The organism is Streptosporangium sp. NPDC053982, from assembly GCF_055585205.1.
Genome location: NZ_JBVJKQ010000006.1, coordinates 325,716 through 340,500 on the forward strand (window position 1 = coordinate 325,716; position 14,785 = coordinate 340,500).

13 protein-coding genes and 1 tRNA gene are annotated in these 14,785 nt (G+C 72.2%); 9 read left to right on the forward strand and 5 right to left on the reverse strand.

Annotation, left to right across the window (positions count from 1 at the left end):
• Positions 1-117: 117 nt before the first annotated feature.
• Together ppdK and ACZ6W9_RS13165 are read left to right on the forward strand one after the other, a co-directional pair.
• Positions 118-2,760: a pyruvate, phosphate dikinase gene (gene ppdK, locus ACZ6W9_RS13160; protein WP_389955579.1), complete on the forward strand. Its 2,643-nt coding sequence runs from the start codon at positions 118-120 to the stop codon at positions 2,758-2,760.
• Positions 2,761-3,000: 240 nt separating this feature from the next.
• Complete coding sequence (locus ACZ6W9_RS13165) at positions 3,001-4,239, forward strand: deoxyguanosinetriphosphate triphosphohydrolase (RefSeq protein WP_389955576.1); 1,239 nt, start codon at positions 3,001-3,003, stop codon at positions 4,237-4,239.
• Positions 4,240-4,363: 124 nt separating this feature from the next.
• Here ACZ6W9_RS13165 and ACZ6W9_RS13170 read toward each other — a convergent pair whose 3' ends face one another.
• On the reverse strand, positions 4,364-5,278 hold the full coding sequence (locus tag ACZ6W9_RS13170) for a M23 family metallopeptidase (protein WP_470117923.1): 915 nt from the start codon (positions 5,276-5,278) through the stop codon (positions 4,364-4,366).
• Positions 5,279-5,549: 271 nt separating this feature from the next.
• Between ACZ6W9_RS13170 and dnaG the strand changes: the two genes are divergently transcribed.
• The 4 genes from dnaG to ACZ6W9_RS13190 all read left to right on the forward strand — a co-directional run bounded on the left by dnaG (position 5,550) and on the right by ACZ6W9_RS13190 (position 10,739).
• Positions 5,550-7,409, forward strand: coding sequence for a DNA primase (dnaG, locus tag ACZ6W9_RS13175; RefSeq protein WP_389955573.1), 1,860 nt, complete (start codon positions 5,550-5,552; stop codon positions 7,407-7,409).
• A 184-nt stretch (positions 7,410-7,593) separates the two neighbouring features.
• Positions 7,594-8,697 carry an RNA polymerase sigma factor RpoD gene (rpoD, locus tag ACZ6W9_RS13180; RefSeq protein ID WP_389955572.1) on the forward strand — a complete coding sequence of 368 codons (1,104 nt, stop codon included), beginning with the start codon at positions 7,594-7,596 and terminating at the stop codon, positions 8,695-8,697.
• 267 nt (positions 8,698-8,964) lie between these two features.
• Positions 8,965-10,281, forward strand: coding sequence for an MGH1-like glycoside hydrolase domain-containing protein (locus ACZ6W9_RS13185; protein ID WP_470117834.1), 1,317 nt, complete (start codon positions 8,965-8,967; stop codon positions 10,279-10,281).
• On the forward strand, positions 10,278-10,739 hold the full coding sequence (locus tag ACZ6W9_RS13190) for a hypothetical protein (protein ID WP_389955566.1): 462 nt from the start codon (positions 10,278-10,280) through the stop codon (positions 10,737-10,739). The genes ACZ6W9_RS13185 and ACZ6W9_RS13190 overlap by 4 nt, the downstream gene beginning before the upstream one ends.
• A gap of 82 nt (positions 10,740-10,821) precedes the next feature.
• On the opposite strand, the gene ACZ6W9_RS13195 is transcribed toward ACZ6W9_RS13190, so the two are convergent.
• Positions 10,822-11,136, reverse strand: a complete 315-nt coding sequence (locus ACZ6W9_RS13195) for a YtxH domain-containing protein (protein ID WP_389955563.1) — start codon at positions 11,134-11,136, stop codon at positions 10,822-10,824.
• Between the two features lie 168 nt (positions 11,137-11,304).
• Here ACZ6W9_RS13195 and ACZ6W9_RS13200 point away from each other — a divergent pair.
• The 3 genes from ACZ6W9_RS13200 to ACZ6W9_RS13210 all read left to right on the forward strand — a co-directional run bounded on the left by ACZ6W9_RS13200 (position 11,305) and on the right by ACZ6W9_RS13210 (position 13,224).
• Positions 11,305-11,380: transfer RNA gene (locus tag ACZ6W9_RS13200), tRNA-Asn, on the forward strand.
• Positions 11,381-11,644: 264 nt separating this feature from the next.
• The gene (locus ACZ6W9_RS13205) at positions 11,645-12,268 is read left to right on the forward strand and encodes an FMN-binding negative transcriptional regulator (RefSeq protein ID WP_470117836.1); all 624 of its coding nucleotides are present in this window, start codon (positions 11,645-11,647) and stop codon (positions 12,266-12,268) included.
• A 167-nt stretch (positions 12,269-12,435) separates the two neighbouring features.
• Complete coding sequence (locus tag ACZ6W9_RS13210) at positions 12,436-13,224, forward strand: enoyl-CoA hydratase-related protein (protein WP_389955558.1); 789 nt, start codon at positions 12,436-12,438, stop codon at positions 13,222-13,224.
• A 6-nt stretch (positions 13,225-13,230) separates the two neighbouring features.
• Here ACZ6W9_RS13210 and ACZ6W9_RS13215 read toward each other — a convergent pair whose 3' ends face one another.
• From ACZ6W9_RS13215 to ACZ6W9_RS13225, 3 genes are all read right to left on the reverse strand, one after another.
• Positions 13,231-13,731 (reverse strand): DUF402 domain-containing protein, encoded by a 501-nt coding sequence (locus tag ACZ6W9_RS13215; RefSeq protein WP_470117838.1) that lies wholly within the window; start codon positions 13,729-13,731, stop codon positions 13,231-13,233.
• Positions 13,732-14,086: 355 nt separating this feature from the next.
• The gene (locus tag ACZ6W9_RS13220) at positions 14,087-14,530 is read right to left on the reverse strand and encodes an SRPBCC family protein (protein WP_362928500.1); all 444 of its coding nucleotides are present in this window, start codon (positions 14,528-14,530) and stop codon (positions 14,087-14,089) included.
• Positions 14,527-14,772 carry a hypothetical protein gene (locus ACZ6W9_RS13225; protein ID WP_362928502.1) on the reverse strand — a complete coding sequence of 82 codons (246 nt, stop codon included), beginning with the start codon at positions 14,770-14,772 and terminating at the stop codon, positions 14,527-14,529. The genes ACZ6W9_RS13220 and ACZ6W9_RS13225 overlap by 4 nt, the downstream gene beginning before the upstream one ends.
• Positions 14,773-14,785: the final 13 nt, after the last annotated feature.

Consider the following 14,785-nt stretch of genomic DNA (forward strand, 5'->3'; position numbering starts at 1 on the left):
CGCTGACATGCCGAAACGCACTGCATACCGATGGGTGACGTTTCATCATCTTTTTCATCGGTAGAGTCCCGAGTGAGGCGGTGACACACGTCGCTTGAAGTCGCAGAAGGAGCAGCCGTGCCCAAGTACGTTTACGACTTCACCGAGGGCAACAAAGATCTCAAAGATCTGCTCGGCGGTAAGGGGGCGAACCTGGCGGAGATGACCAACCTCGGCCTGCCGGTGCCCCCCGGCTTCACCATCACCACCGAGGCGTGCCGCCACTTCCTGACGGAGGGCGGGCTCCCGGACGGGCTGGAGGAGGAGGTCTCCGAGCACCTCTCGGCGCTGGAGGCGAAGATGGGCCGCCGCCTGGGGCAGGCGGACGACCCGCTGCTGGTCAGCGTGCGCTCCGGGGCCAAGTTCTCCATGCCGGGCATGATGGAGACCGTCCTCAACATCGGGCTGAACGACGAGTCGGTACACGGCCTGGCCAAGCAGGCCAGCGGCAACGAGCGCTTCGCCTGGGACTCCTACCGCCGCCTCATCCAGATGTTCGGCAAGACCGTCCAGGACATCGACGGCGAGCTTTTCGACGACGCGCTCGAGGAGCTCAAGGCCGGCCGCGACGACCTCGACCTGGAGGCCGCCGACTTCCAGCGCCTCGTCGAGACCTACAAGGGCATCGTCCGCGACCAGACCGGCGAGGAGTTCCCCGCCGACCCGCACCTTCAGATGCGCATGGCCGTCGAGGCCGTCTTCAGGTCGTGGAACGCCCCGCGCGCCATCCTCTACCGCCGCCAGGAACGCATCCCCGCCGACCTCGGCACCGCGGTCAACGTCTGCTCCATGGTCTTCGGCAACTGCGGCATGGACTCCGGCACCGGCGTGGCCTTCACCCGTGACCCCGGCACCGGCCACCAGGGCGTCTACGGCGACTACCTGCAGAACGCCCAGGGCGAGGACGTCGTCGCGGGCATCCGCAACACCCTGTCGCTGCAGGAGCTGGAGCGCATCGACAAGCCCGTCTACGACGAGCTCATGCAGATCATGGCGACGCTGGAGAACCACTACCGCGACCTGTGCGACATCGAGTTCACCGTCGAGCGCGGCAAGCTGTGGATGCTGCAGACCCGGGTCGGCAAGCGGACCGCCGGCGCGGCGTTCCGCATCGCCGTACAGCTCGTCGAGCAGGGACTGATCAGCATGGACGAGGCCGTCACCCGGGTCACCGGCGACCAGCTCGCCCAGCTCATGTTCCCCCGCTTCGCCGGGGACGCGGACGCCGAGCGGATCGCCAAGGGGATGAACGCCTCCCCGGGCGCGGCCGTCGGCAAGGCCGTCTTCTCCTCCGAGCGGGCCGTCGAGCTCGCGGGCAGGGGGGAGGACGTCATCCTGGTCCGCCGGGAGACCAACCCCGACGACCTGGCCGGCATGATCGCCGCCCAGGGGGTGCTGACCAGCCGCGGCGGCAAGACCTCACACGCGGCCGTGGTGGCCCGCGGCATGGGCAAGACCTGCGTCTGCGGCGCCGAGGAGCTGGAGGTCTCCGTCCAGGACCGCTCGTTCACCGCCCCCGGCGGCGTCGTGGTCTCCGAAGGAGACGTCATCTCCATCGACGGCTCCACCGGCGCGGTCTACCTCGGCGAGGTGCCCGTGGTGGACTCCCAGGTCGTGGAGTACTTCGAGGGTTCGGGCGACCACGAGGACGAGCTGGTGCGGGCGGTGGACCGCGTCATGCGGCACGCCGACGAGAAGCGACGGCTGGAGGTGCGGGCCAACGCCGACAACGCCGAGGACGCCGCCCGCGCCCGCCGGTTCGGCGCCCAGGGCATCGGGCTGTGCCGTACCGAGCACATGTTCCTCGGCGACCGGCGGCAGCTCGTCGAGGAGCTGATCCTGGCCGAGACCGACGCCGAGCGCGAGCGCGCGCTGGAGGCGCTCCGCCCGCTGCAGCAGGGCGACTTCGTGGAGCTCTTCCGGGAGATGAAGGGCCTGCCGGTCACGATCCGCCTGCTCGACCCGCCGCTGCACGAGTTCCTGCCCGACTGCACCGAGCTGTCGGTGAAGGTCGCCCTCGCCGGGGACCAGGCGGAGGAGAAGGACCTCAAGGTGCTCGCCGCGGTCAAGCGGCTGCACGAGCAGAACCCGATGCTGGGCCTGCGCGGCGTACGGCTCGGCCTGGTCATCCCCGGACTGTTCGCCATGCAGGTCCGGGCGATCGCCGAGGCGGCCAAGGCCGTCGAGGGGACCCGCGCGGAGATCATGATCCCGCTCGTCGCCGCCGTGCAGGAGCTGGAGAACGTCCGGGACGAGGCGCGGGCGATCCTCGCCGAGACCGGCGTCGAGGCCCTGGTCGGCACGATGATCGAGGTGCCGCGGGCGGCGCTGACCGCCGGGCAGATCGCCGAGGCCGCCGAGTTCTTCTCCTTCGGCACCAACGACCTGACCCAGATGACCTGGGGTTTCTCCCGCGACGACGTCGAGGCCGCGTTCTTCTCCCGCTACCTGGAGCTGGGCGTCTTCGGCGTCTCCCCGTTCGAGTCGCTGGACCGCGACGGCGTCGGCCGGCTCGTACGGCTCGCCTCCGAGGAGGGCCGCCGGACCCGTCCCGACATCAAGCTCGGCATCTGCGGCGAGCACGGCGGCGACCCCGACTCCATCCACTTCTGCCACGAGAGCGGACTGGACTACGTCTCCTGCTCGCCGTTCCGCATCCCGGTGGCCCGGCTGGAGGCGGGCCGCGCCGCCCTGGTCGGCGGGGACTCCGACACCCGCTGACCCCCCCGGGAGGCCGGGAGGAGCCGGACGGAACCGGGGACCGGACGGAACCGGGGACCGGAAGGGGAGACCTGGCCGGAAAGGGGCGGCCGGGCCGGGAGGTCCAGCGCCTGAGAGGTCCGGCAGGCGGGGTCCCGCGAGACGCGGGACCCCGCCCGCCGGGCCGCCGCCGGCGCGGCATCCGAGGTTTTCCCATAGTTCGGAATGGATTGGCGGACGCCGGATAAAATCACTGCACTTATGCACGGTTACGAGGAGCATGACCAGGCCAGATGGGTGCCGGAACCCCCCGGCAACCCGGAGCGAGGGCCGTTCGAGCGCGATCGGGCGCGGGTACTGCACAGCGCGGGCCTGCGACGGCTGGCCGCCAAGACCCAGGTGGTCGGGCCGGGCGAGACCCTCGGCAGCGGGCAGCACATCCCCCGCACCCGGCTGACCCACTCGCTGGAGTGCGCGCAGATCGGCCGGGAGATGGGGCAGGCGCTCGGCCGCGACCCCGACCTCATGGAGACCGCCTGCCTGGCCCACGACCTCGGTCACCCCCCGTTCGGGCACAACGGGGAGGCCGCGCTCGACGAGATCGCCGCCCCGTGCGGGGGGTTCGAGGGCAACGCGCAGAGCCTGCGCCTGCTGACCCGGCTGGAGGCCAAGGTCCTCACCGAGGACGGCCGCAGTGCCGGGCTCAACCTCACCCGGGCCTCCCTGGACGCCACGATCAAGTATCCCTGGACGCGCCGGACGAGCCCCAAGTACTGCGCCTACGACGAGGACCTGCCCGTCTTCACCTGGATCAGGGAGGGCGCCCCCGAGCGGCGGGTCAGCTTCGAGGCCCAGATCATGGACTGGGCCGACGACGTCGCCTACTCCGTGCACGACCTGGAGGACGCCCTGCACGCCGGGGACGTCGTGCTCGCGGCCCTGCGCGACCCCGCCGAGCGCCGCGAGGTGTGCGTGACCACCGCCTCCTGGTACGCCCCGGACGCCGACCCCGGCGAGCTGGAGCACGTCTTCACCCGCCTGGTGGCCCGGCCGATCTGGCCCCGTCACTTCGACGGCTCCCTCGGCGACCTCGCCGCGCTCAAGGCCCTGACCAGCGAGCTCATCGGTCACCTGTGCCGGTCCGCGCAGGTCGCCACCCGAGAGGCGTACGGCCCGGCCGCGGGCCGCCACGAGGCCGCCCTCATCGTGCCGAGGGTCACCCGGCTGGAGTGCGCGGTGCTGAAGGGGCTCACCGCCCACTATGTGATGACCCGCGACGTCCACCATGCCAACCAGGCCAGGCAGCGCGAGCTCATCCGCGGCCTGGCCGACCTGATCATGCGGGGCGCCCCGGAGACGCTGGAACCCGCGCTGCGGGCGGCCTTCGTCAAGGCGGCCGACGACGCCGGGCGGCTACGGGTGGTCGTCGACCAGGTCGCCTCGCTGTCGGACACCGCGGCCGTCACCTGGCACCGGCGCCTGGAGGACGGGGCCCGCTGACCGGCGCGGGCCGCGGCCTCACCCGGCCACGCCGCCCGCTCCCCCGGTCACGCCGCACGGCCGGTCGCACGGGGCCGCACGGCCGGCCGGTCGCACGGGGCGGGACGGCCGGGCCGTACGGAGGTCAGCCGCCGCTGAGCGTGCCCACCGTGATGTGCTTGTCGTCGGGCCGCGGCGGGCGCTCGGTGGGCTTGGACTTCGGCTTCGGCTTCGAGGCGCACAGGGTCGCGCACCTGGGCGTCGCGCCGGTCCGGTTCCTGACGGCCGTCATCTCGTCACGCGGGGACAGGGTGCGGTTGCCGTTCAGCCAGGCGTCCAGGTAGTTCCACGGGTTGACCATGCCGCGCCGTACCCACCAGAGCGACGGGTCGGTCTTCCACGAGATCGCGAAGTAGAGGTTGCTGGCCGTGGAGCGGGCGTTGCCCGAGTTGCCGACCTGGCCGAGGATCTGGCCGGCGGTCACCCGCCGGCCGGGGACGATCCCCGGGGCGACCCGCTCCAGGTGGCCGCCGAGGTAGCGCACGCCGTCGTCGCCGATGACGGTCACGAAGCGGCCCTCGCGGTCGGCGCCCCGGTCGGTGGAGGCCGACCACCGGTTCTTGACGTTGACCTCGTCGACCACGCCGTTCACCGGGGAGACGAACGAGCAGCCCTTGGCGGCCCAGACGGTGGTCTTGGGCAGCACGAGGAGCTGGCTCTGGTAGGTCACCCGGCATCCCCGGACGGGGAAGGAGTAGGTGAAGTTCGAGAGTCTGGGCGGCGGCACCTGCACCGGCTCGTCGGCCTTGGGACGCCGCACCGTCTGCGGCGGCACCCGGGGGACGGGCGTCCCCGTGGCCGCCGGCGCCGGGCTCCCGGTCGCCGTGGCGGCCGGGGTCCCAGGGCTCTCCGGGGTGGCCGTCGCCGTCGCGGCGACCGCCTGGGAAAGGGCGGCGGGCCGCGCGCTGACGCTCGTCACCCCGCCGGCCGAGCCGCAGGCCCCGGTGACGAGCACCGCGCCGGTCACGGCGGCCAGTCGTGCTTTGTGCCCCGATCGCATGATCTCCACCCGCGTAACCTATCGAGAAACAGCCCTTACATTTGTAACCGACCTCATTGCCCGTCATGACCGATTCGGGAAAGTCGGCCCCCTCGCGGCTCCCTCGCGGCCCTGCCGTGATCCCACCGGGGTCCCGTCGCGGTCCCATCACGGCCCCGCCGCGGCTCCGTCGCGGAGACGCCATGGAGACGCCCTCGGGGACGCCGTGGAGACGCCACGGGGACGCCCTCGGGGACGCCGACCTGTCGGGGCGCCCGACTAGACTCGCGGCGTGGCAGGCCGGATCAGTGACGACGACATCGCGCTCGTGCGTGAGCGCTCCCCGATCGCCGACATCGTGGGCGAGCACATCCAGCTCCGCAACGCGGGTGGCGGCAACCTGAAGGGGCTGTGCCCCTTCCATGACGAGAAGAGCCCGTCGTTCAACGTCACGCCCGCCCGCGGCTACTGGTACTGCTTCGGCTGCGGCGAGGGCGGCGACGCCATCACCTTCGTCCGGCGGCTGGAGCACCTGTCGTTCGCCGAGGCCGTCGAGCGGCTGGCGAACCGCGCGGGCATCCAGCTCCGCTACGAGCAGGGGGGATACGTCCCCGGCCGGGAGCAGGGCGAGCGCAGCCGGCTGATCGAGGCGCACCGGGCGGCGGCGGAGTTCTACGCCTCCAAGCTGGCCGCCCCCGAGGCGGCGGCCGGGCGCAGGTTCCTGTCGGAGCGCGGGTTCGAGCGGGCCGACGCCGAGCACTTCGGCGTGGGATACGCCCCCGCCGAGTGGGAGGCGCTCACCCGGCACCTGATGTCCCGCGGGTTCACCGCCGCCGAGCTGGTCAAGGGAGGGCTGGCCAAGGAGGGGCGCCGGGGCCCGATCGACCGGTTCCGCGGGCGGCTCATCTGGCCGATCCGCGACATCACCGGCGACGTCATCGGCTTCGGCGCGCGCAAGCTCAACGACGCCGAGGACGGCCCGAAATACCTCAACACCCCCGAGAGCCCCCTCTACAAGAAGAGCGAGGTCCTGTACGGCGTCGACCTCGCCAAGCGGGAGATCTCCCGGCGGTCCCAGGCGGTGATCGTCGAGGGCTACACAGACGTGATGGCCTGCCACCTGTCGGGCGTGCCGACGGCGGTGGCGACCTGCGGCACCGCGTTCGGCGCCGAGCACATCAAGGTGCTGCGGCGGCTGCTGCTCGACCAGGCGGGCTCCCACGGTGAGGTGATCTTCACCTTCGACGGCGACGCGGCCGGCCAGAAGGCGGCGCTGCGGGCCTTCGCCGACGAGCAGAAGTTCGTCACCCAGACCTTCGTGGCCGTGCAGCCCGACGGCCTCGACCCGTGCGACCTGCGCACCGGGCACGGCGAGGCCGCGGTGCGCGAGCTGATCGCCTCCCGCGAGCCGCTGTTCGCGTTCGCGATCCGCAGCGTGATCTCCCGCTACGACGTGACGACCAACGAGGGCCGGCTGTCCGCCCTGGACGCCGCCGCGCCGATCGTGGCCGGCATCAAGGACCGTGCCCTGCGCCAGCTGTACGCCGTCGACCTCGACCGGTGGCTGGGCTTCAACAACGAGCGGTTCGTCATGGACCGCATCGCCGAGATCTCCGTCTCCGCCGACCGGCAGCAGCAGCGGGCCCAGCGGCCCGCCGGGCCGAGGAAGGTCGCCGACCTCACCGATCCGGCCGTGCGGACCGAGGCGGAGATCCTGAAGCTGGCCGTACAGCGTCCCGCGCTGCTCGGACCCGGGTTCGACGCGGTCGGCGCGGAGGCGTTCACGCTGCCCGAGCACGCCGCCCTGCACAAGCTGATCGTCGACGCCGGGGGCGCGGCCGCCGCCGGGCCGGGCGGCCGCGAGTGGGTCGACCGCCTGCTCGCCGGGGCGCCCGACGACCTGCGCGGTACGGTGACCCGCTTCGCCGTGGAGGAGCTGCGCGCCGGCGTGGGGATCGAGGAGCGCTACGCCTCGGCCATGCTGGCCGCCCTGGAGCTCATCTCGGTGTCCCGGGAGATCGAGCGGCTGAAGTCGCGGATGGAGCGGACCAACCCGGTCGAGGAGCAGCAGGAGTACAACCGCCTGTTCGGCGAGCTGGTCGCGATGGAGCAGCAGCGGCGCGTGCTGCGGGAACGCGCCGCGGGAAGCTGAAGCGTAATGGTCTTTGATTTCCATGCCGTCATTAGGTCAAACCCTAATGAGGTCTCGATTCGATAATGATCGCGGCCTTACCTTCGGTTACAAAAATGGGTCTGCCATTTTGACTGCCTAATACAGCAGACTGTCTCCCGTGGGTGCATCGGTGCTGCCAAGCGGGCCGCCAGCGGTAGACCAGGTGGCCGACCTCGTCGCAAAGGGAAGAGAGCGCGGAAGCGTCACGGTCGAGGACGTGGCCGCCGCTCTCGACAGATCAGAGCTGCCGTCCGACGCGCTCGAACGCGTCGTGCGCATGCTCGCCGAACAGGGAGTGGAGGTCCTCGAGCCCCAGGGCGACGAGGAGCCGAGCCGCCCGGATGAGGAGGACGTCGGCAAACGCGCGCCGACCAGCGATCTCGTCCGCATCTACCTGCGGGAGATCGGCCGGGTGCCGCTTCTCACCGCCGAGGAGGAGGTGGAGCTCGCCAAGTCGATCGAGGCCGGGTTGTTCGCCGAGGACAAGCTGACCAGTGCCGCCTCGCGCCTGGCCTTCCCGGAGTTCCGGGAGCTCGTCTGGGAGGGCAACCGCGCCAAGCAGCGCCTCATCGAGGCGAATCTGCGGCTCGTCGTCTCGATAGCCAAAAGATATGTCGGCCGCGGGATGCTGTTCCTGGACCTTATCCAGGAGGGCAACCTCGGACTCATCCGGGCGGTCGAGAAATTCGACTACACCAAGGGCTACAAGTTCTCCACGTACGCCACGTGGTGGATTCGCCAGGCGATCACACGGGCGATCGCCGACCAGGCGCGCACCATTCGTATTCCGGTGCACATGGTCGAGACGATCAACAAGCTCGTCCGGGTCCAGCGCCAGCTCCACCAGGATCTCGGCCGTGAGCCGGCGCCCGAGGAGATCGCGCTGGAGATGGACCTCCCGATCGAGCGGGTGATCGAGATCCAGCGCATCGCCCAGGAGCCCGTCTCACTGCAGTCGCCGATCGGGGAGGAGGACTCCGACCTCGGAGACTTCATCGAGGACGCCGACGCCGTCGTGCCGATGGAGGCGGCCGCCTTCATCATGCTGCAGGACCAGCTCGACGACATCCTCGCGACGTTGTCCGAACGTGAGCAGCGCATCATCCAGCTGCGCTTCGGCCTGGCCGACGGCCACCCCCGCACGCTGGAGGAGGTCGGCCGGGAGTTCGGCGTGACGCGGGAGCGGATCCGCCAGATCGAGTCCAAGACCCTGGCCAAGCTCCGCCATCCGACCCGCGCCCAGATGCTCCGCGACTACCTCGACTGAGCGTCCGGCGGGACATCCGTACGGCGAAGGCCCCGGGAGCGATCTCAGCTCCCCGGGGCCTTCGCCGTTCCCACGGCCCTTCCAGGACTTCCCGCAGCCGTTTCCAGGGCGTCCCGGCGCGGCCCCGGACGTCCCGGAGCGGTCCCGGAGTCTCCCGGCGCGGCTTCGGGCGGCCCGGCGCGGCCGGGCCCGCCCGGCGGCGGAGCAACGGGTCGGTAGCCGATCCGAACCTTGTTCTCCTCGTCGATGCGGGAGCAGACTGGGCGAATGGAAGCGCGGCCCGCGTTGGACAACGGCGCGCTCGGGCGTGAGGCGTGGTCCGTGCTCGGTGCGAACCGGACGGGCTCCTGCACCGTGCCCGCACCCGGCCTCTACCCGCACCAGTGGAACTGGGACACGGCCTTCGTCGCCGCGGGCCTGGCCCGCTGGGACACCCGCCGGGCCGGCGCGGAGCTGCTCGGACTGATGGAGGGTCAGTGGCGCACCGGCATGGTGCCGCACATCGTCTTCCACCCCTCCCACGCCTCCCACGCCGAGACGTACTTCCCCGGCCCCGCCTTCTGGCGGTCACGGGACCACCCCGCCTCCCCGCGCCGGGTGCCCACCTCCGGACTGACCCAGCCGCCGTCGCAGGCCCTGGCCCTGTGGCGGGTGTGGCGGCACGCGACGGACCGCGACGAGGCCGCGGCGCTGGTCCGCCGGGTGCACCCGATGCTCGTCGCGCAGCACGACCACCTCGCCGCCACCCGGGACCTCGGCGGGGGAGGGCTGGCGGCGATCGTGCACCCCTGGGAGTCGGGGATGGACGACAGCCCCGTCTGGGACGCCCCGCTGGACGCGCTGCCGCCCCTGCACCCCGCCTACCGGGGCCGGGAGCCGCACGGTGAGCCCCACGGCGAGCCGCAGACCGGCCACCACGACCGCTACGTCTGGCTGGCCTCCCGCTACCGCGACTCCGGCTACGACCCCGCATACCTGCACGACCACCCCTTCGCGGTCGAGGATCCGATGTTCAACGGGATCTGGCTGGCCTCCTGTGAGGCGCTCGCCGAACTGGCGCCGGTGGCGGGGGCCGATCCCGCGCCGCATCGGGAGGCGGCGGAGCGGATCCGCGCGGCGCTGCTGGAACGCCTCTGGTTCGACGGCCTCTTCCATGCCCGCGACCTGCGGTCCGGACGGCTCAGCCCGGTCTGCGCGGTCGGTTCCTTCGGCCCCCTGCTCGATCCGGGGCTGCCGTCCGACCGGGTGGACACGCTGGTGGGAGTGCTGGAGTCGCCCAGGTTCATGGGCGCCGCGGGGTACCCGGTGCCGAGCTGCGAGATCCGCTCCCCGCAGTTCGACCGCTCCCGCTACTGGCGGGGACCGTCCTGGGTGATCACCAACTGGCTGCTGCTGCGGGCGGCCGACGCGCACGGCCGTACCGAGCTGGCCCGGTTGCTGGCCGCCGGGACCCTGCGCCTGGTACGGCAGGCGGGTTTCCGCGAGTGCTTCGACCCCTTCGACGGCAGCGGCCGGGGCAGCCGTGACTTCTCCGCCTCGGCCGCCCTCACCCTCGATCTGCTCGCGGATAACGTGGCAGCATGAAGCTCTTCAACCGCATGCCCGCCGAGGTCCGCGAGGCGGTCACGCCGCCCGACCGGGTGCTCACCTACGCCGAGGGGCCGGACGGCCACGTCATCGCCACCGACCGGGCGCTCTACATCCGGGGGACCAGGCTGCCGTGGTTCCGGGTGGACCGGGGGGTGTGGGACGAGGAGGGCCTGACGGTGGTCACCACGTCGGGCGAGGAGCACCGGGCGCTGCTGCCCGAGCCCGGCCGCGTCCCGGAGACGGTGCGGGAGCGGGTGACCGCCTCGATCGTGGTGAGCCGGTACGCCCCGCTGGACGCGCGCGGGGGAGTGCGGCTGGTGGCCAGGAAGACCGACGACGACCGGACGGTCTGGGAGTTCGTCTTCGACAGCGGCATGGACCCCGACGACCCCGGCCTGCGGGCCCTGGCCGAGCAGGCGCTGGAGGAGGCCCGCCGCAGCTTCGGCGTCTGACGGCGGGCCGGGGGACTCCTGCCCCGGACACGACGAAGGCCCCCGGGAAAGGGGCCTTCGTCGTGCTCGTGCACCTCGCGGGTCAGTAGGGTCCGGCCGCGGCCTGGCTCTCCTTCTGCGGCCAGCCGGTGCCCGCTTCGTCGTGCTCACCGATCTGCGAGCCGTTCTCGGACTGCAGGAAGGGGAGCTTGTTCTTGGCCACGTCGCCGACCTTGGTCCTGGCGATGTCGGTGGCCTTCGAAACACGCGCGCCGACCAGACCGGCGGCCTCCTGCACGGCGGGGCTGTCGGCCACCCGCTCGGCCATGCGCTTGATCTGCTCGTAGCGCTGCCGTCCGGCCCTGCTTCCCAGGACGTAGCCCACGGCGAGCCCTGCCCCGAACATCAGTCGATACATCTCAACCTCCACATCCGCGCTTCGCGAGAACCCCCTACCCATGGACGGGCGGTCCTCTCCGACCTACCCGCGAGCTTCGATGCGACACACACTCTCAGAGTGCGCTAATCTATTCCTGCGCCGAGAGGAGCGGGGAAAACCTCCCCCCTGACCAGCGCAAAGCGACGATCCCGTGTAGCTCAATCGGCAGAGCAGCCGGCTGTTAACCGGCAGGTTATAGGTTCGAGTCCTATCGCGGGAGCCAACGAAGGCCCCGGGAGCCCCGCTCCCGGGGCCTTCCGCGTTCTCGCGCTCTCCTCCGGTGTCAAGGTTCGGAGATCCAGCGTGGTGACGTGAAGGAGCCGCTGCGACGAGGCGGGGCTGCGTCCGGCGTTCGTCCACCACCCCGGCGCCCTGGAGCGGTCACGCGGCCGGTGGCCCGTTCCGGAAGGGTGATCGGCCGGGCGGTAGGTTCTGTCACGTGCGTCCTCGCCCGGGAGACCGCGGCGCCCGGAACGGAAGGAAGACCATGTACGTCCCCGCCCACTTCGCTCCCGACGCCGACGCCGTACGCGACCTCCTGGCCGCTCCGGGTGCGGCGGACCTGGTCACCGTGACCCCGGCCGGGCTCCTCGCGACGTTCCTGCCCTTCGTGTACGAGCCGGACGCCGGCCCGCACGGGGCGCTGCTCGGTCACCTCGCCCGCAACAACGACCAGTGGCGGCAGCCCGCCGAGGGCGAGGCCCTGGTCATCGTCCGGGGCCCGGACGCCTACGTCACGCCCTCGTGGTACGCGTCGAAGGCCGAGCACGGGCGCGTGGTGCCGACCTGGAACTACGTCACCGCGCACGTCCACGGCCGGCTGGTCGTCCACGACGACCCGGCCTGGACGGAGTCGGTGGTCCGCAGGCTCACCGAGCTGCACGAGGCCGGGAACGATCCGGCCTGGTCGGTGGACGACGCCCCCGCGACGTTCGTCGCCGGTCAGCTGCGGGCCGTCGTCGGGGTCGAGGTGGTCATCAGCCGCGTCGAGGCGAAGTTCAAGCTCAGCCAGAACCGGCCGGGGCCGGACATCGACGGCGTCATCGCCGGGCTGGAGGAGCGGGGCGACGCCGGGAGCGCCGCCGCCGTACGCGCCGCCCGGCCCCGGTGACCGCCCGGCGGGTGGTGTTGCGGGCCTGAGCAGAACATGATTCGGTGTTCTGGCCGGGCCCGTGCCCGGCGGCGGGAGGCGCGCTCCCCGGAGGGCGTTCCCCGCAGGCGTCTCCCGGGCCGGGAGGCGTTCCGGTGCGGACGGCCGGTGGAGGGGATGGGCGGGACATGGCGGATCCGGTGCTGTCGTCGATCGACGGGAGCGTGCTGACGCTGACGTTCAACCGGCCCGACCGCCTCAACGCGTGGACCCACGCGATGGGGCGCCGCTACTTCGATCTGCTCGCCGAGGCGGAGCGGGATCCGGCGGTCCGGGTGGTCGTCGTGACCGGCGCGGGCCGGGGCTTCTGCGCGGGCGCGGACTTCGAGGACCTCACCGCGGTCCTGGACGGCTCCCACCGCTGGGAGGGCGAGCCCGACCGGCGCTCCGTCACCCTCCCGGCCACGCTCGGCAAGCCCGTCATCGCCGCGGTCAACGGAGCCTGCGCCGGGCTCGGCATGGTCTGCGCCCTCGCCTGCGACCTGGTCTTCACCGCGGACGAGGCGAAGTGGACCACGGCCTTCGCCCGGCGCGGCCTGATCGCCGAGTACGGCCTGTCCTGGATCCTGCCCCGGCTGGCCGGCCAGGCGCGGGCCATGGACCTGCTGCTGTCCGGCCGTACGTTCACCGGGGCCGAGGCGTACGGGCTGGGGCTGGTCAGCCGCTCGGTGCCGGGGGAGGGCCTCATGGCGGAGACCGCGGCCTACGCCCGCGAGCTGGCGCTCCACAGCTCGCCGGCGTCGATGGCCGTGATGAAGCGCCAGATCCGGGGCGACTGGAACCGGAGCCTGGAGGAGGCCGAGGCCGACGCGGTCCGGCTGATGGCCGAGTCGTTCGGCCGTCCCGACGTCACCGAGGGCGTGGCGGCCTTCCTGGAGCGCCGCCCGCCCGCCTTCCCGCCGCTCCCGCCCTCGTGACACCCCTCATGACACCAGGGAGAGCCAGTGGGGCGCGGGACCGAAGGGGGCGGTGCGGGCGGTGACGGCCTCCAGCAGCAGGTCCGCCGAGGCGCGGGCGTTGCCGATGACCTCGGGCGGGTAGGCGTAGCGGACCTGGTGCTCCTCGAACTCGTCCTCGTCGTCCAGGATGATCCGGCCGTCGCGCATGCGCAGCACGTCGAGGTCGAGGTCGACCATGGTCACCTCGCCGTCGCGCCACTCCGGCACGGTCGAGATGTCGCAGTAGATCTCCGCCTTGTACGGCTCGGCGTTGAAGCAGGCCGTCCACCAGGCGTCGCGGGGGAAGAGCATCACGAACGCGTGGTGCCAGGTGATGGGAGCCTCGGAGCCCCGGCGGGCGACGGTGCCGGTGGGGCAGCCGGTCCAGACGCCGTGCTCGTCCTCGCCGAGGAGCACGGCCGGGTGGTGCCAGTGCAGGGAGTCGTCGTACTTGCGGTAGACCACGTTCACGATCTCGGAGGGCATTCCCCGACCCTATGGGGCGGCCGGCCGTCCGTGCCTCCCGTTTCCGGCCGGGCCGAGGGCGCCGGGGCGCGGCCCCCGGCCGGTCGGCGCCCTCGCCCCGCCGTCCGGGATCCCTCCCGGGACGTTCCGTCCGTGCCCCCGTGGCCCGGGCGGTGGTGGACGCCGTACGGCCGGCGGGTGCGAGTTCGCGGGCCGTACGGCGTCCGGGGTTCCCGCGGGACGCCGCGCGGCCGGCTGCGGACGGCGTGAAGGCGCGGCGGGAGGTACCCCGCGGGCCGCCGTACGGGCCGGACACGGTGGCCGTACGGCGGAGCTCGGTGGTGGCGCCGCGTGGTGAGGCGCGGCCGGCGGGCCGTCAGACGGCTCGCAGGAAGGCTTCGATGTCGTCCTGCCAGGAGCGGAGGAAGGCGGTGTAGCCGCGGGCGAACTCCGCGAGCTCCCGGGCGGCCTCGTCGTCGAACGGGGTGAGGTCGTAGGTGACCGTCACCTCGCTGCCGTCCCCGTCCCCGTCCCCGTCCCCGTCGCGGGCCAGGGCGACCGTCACGGTCCCGGCGCGGTGGCCCGGGGTGACGCGGGCGTAGGAGATGCGGGAGTGCTCCTCGCGGGCGGTGACGACCCAGGTGGTCGTCACGCCGTCGGCGTCGGTCTCGAAGACGGTGCCGGGCACGGTGTCGTCCTCGACGGGCACCGGGAAGCGGGGTTTCCAGCCCTCCACCCAGTCCTGCTCGCCGCGCGCGGTGAACAGGCGGAACGCCCGGCTCGGCGGGAGGGGGACGGTGAGCGTGCCGGTGAGTCTCATCGCCCCTCCTCCAGCCGGTGAGCGTCGGCGGAGGTCAGGGTCAGCCCGTAGACGGCTCGGAGCTGCTCGATCTTCGCCATGGTCTCCTCGGAGAAGGGCGCCCTGCCCTCGAAGGAGTGCAGGACGATGCCCTCGACGAGGTCTCCGAGGGAGACGTCCAGGTATTCCGCGAGGCCCTTGAGGACCTTCAGCACGTTCTTCTCGACGCGCAGCCCGGTCTGGACCCGCTCAACTGTTACCATGTTACCAAGGTAA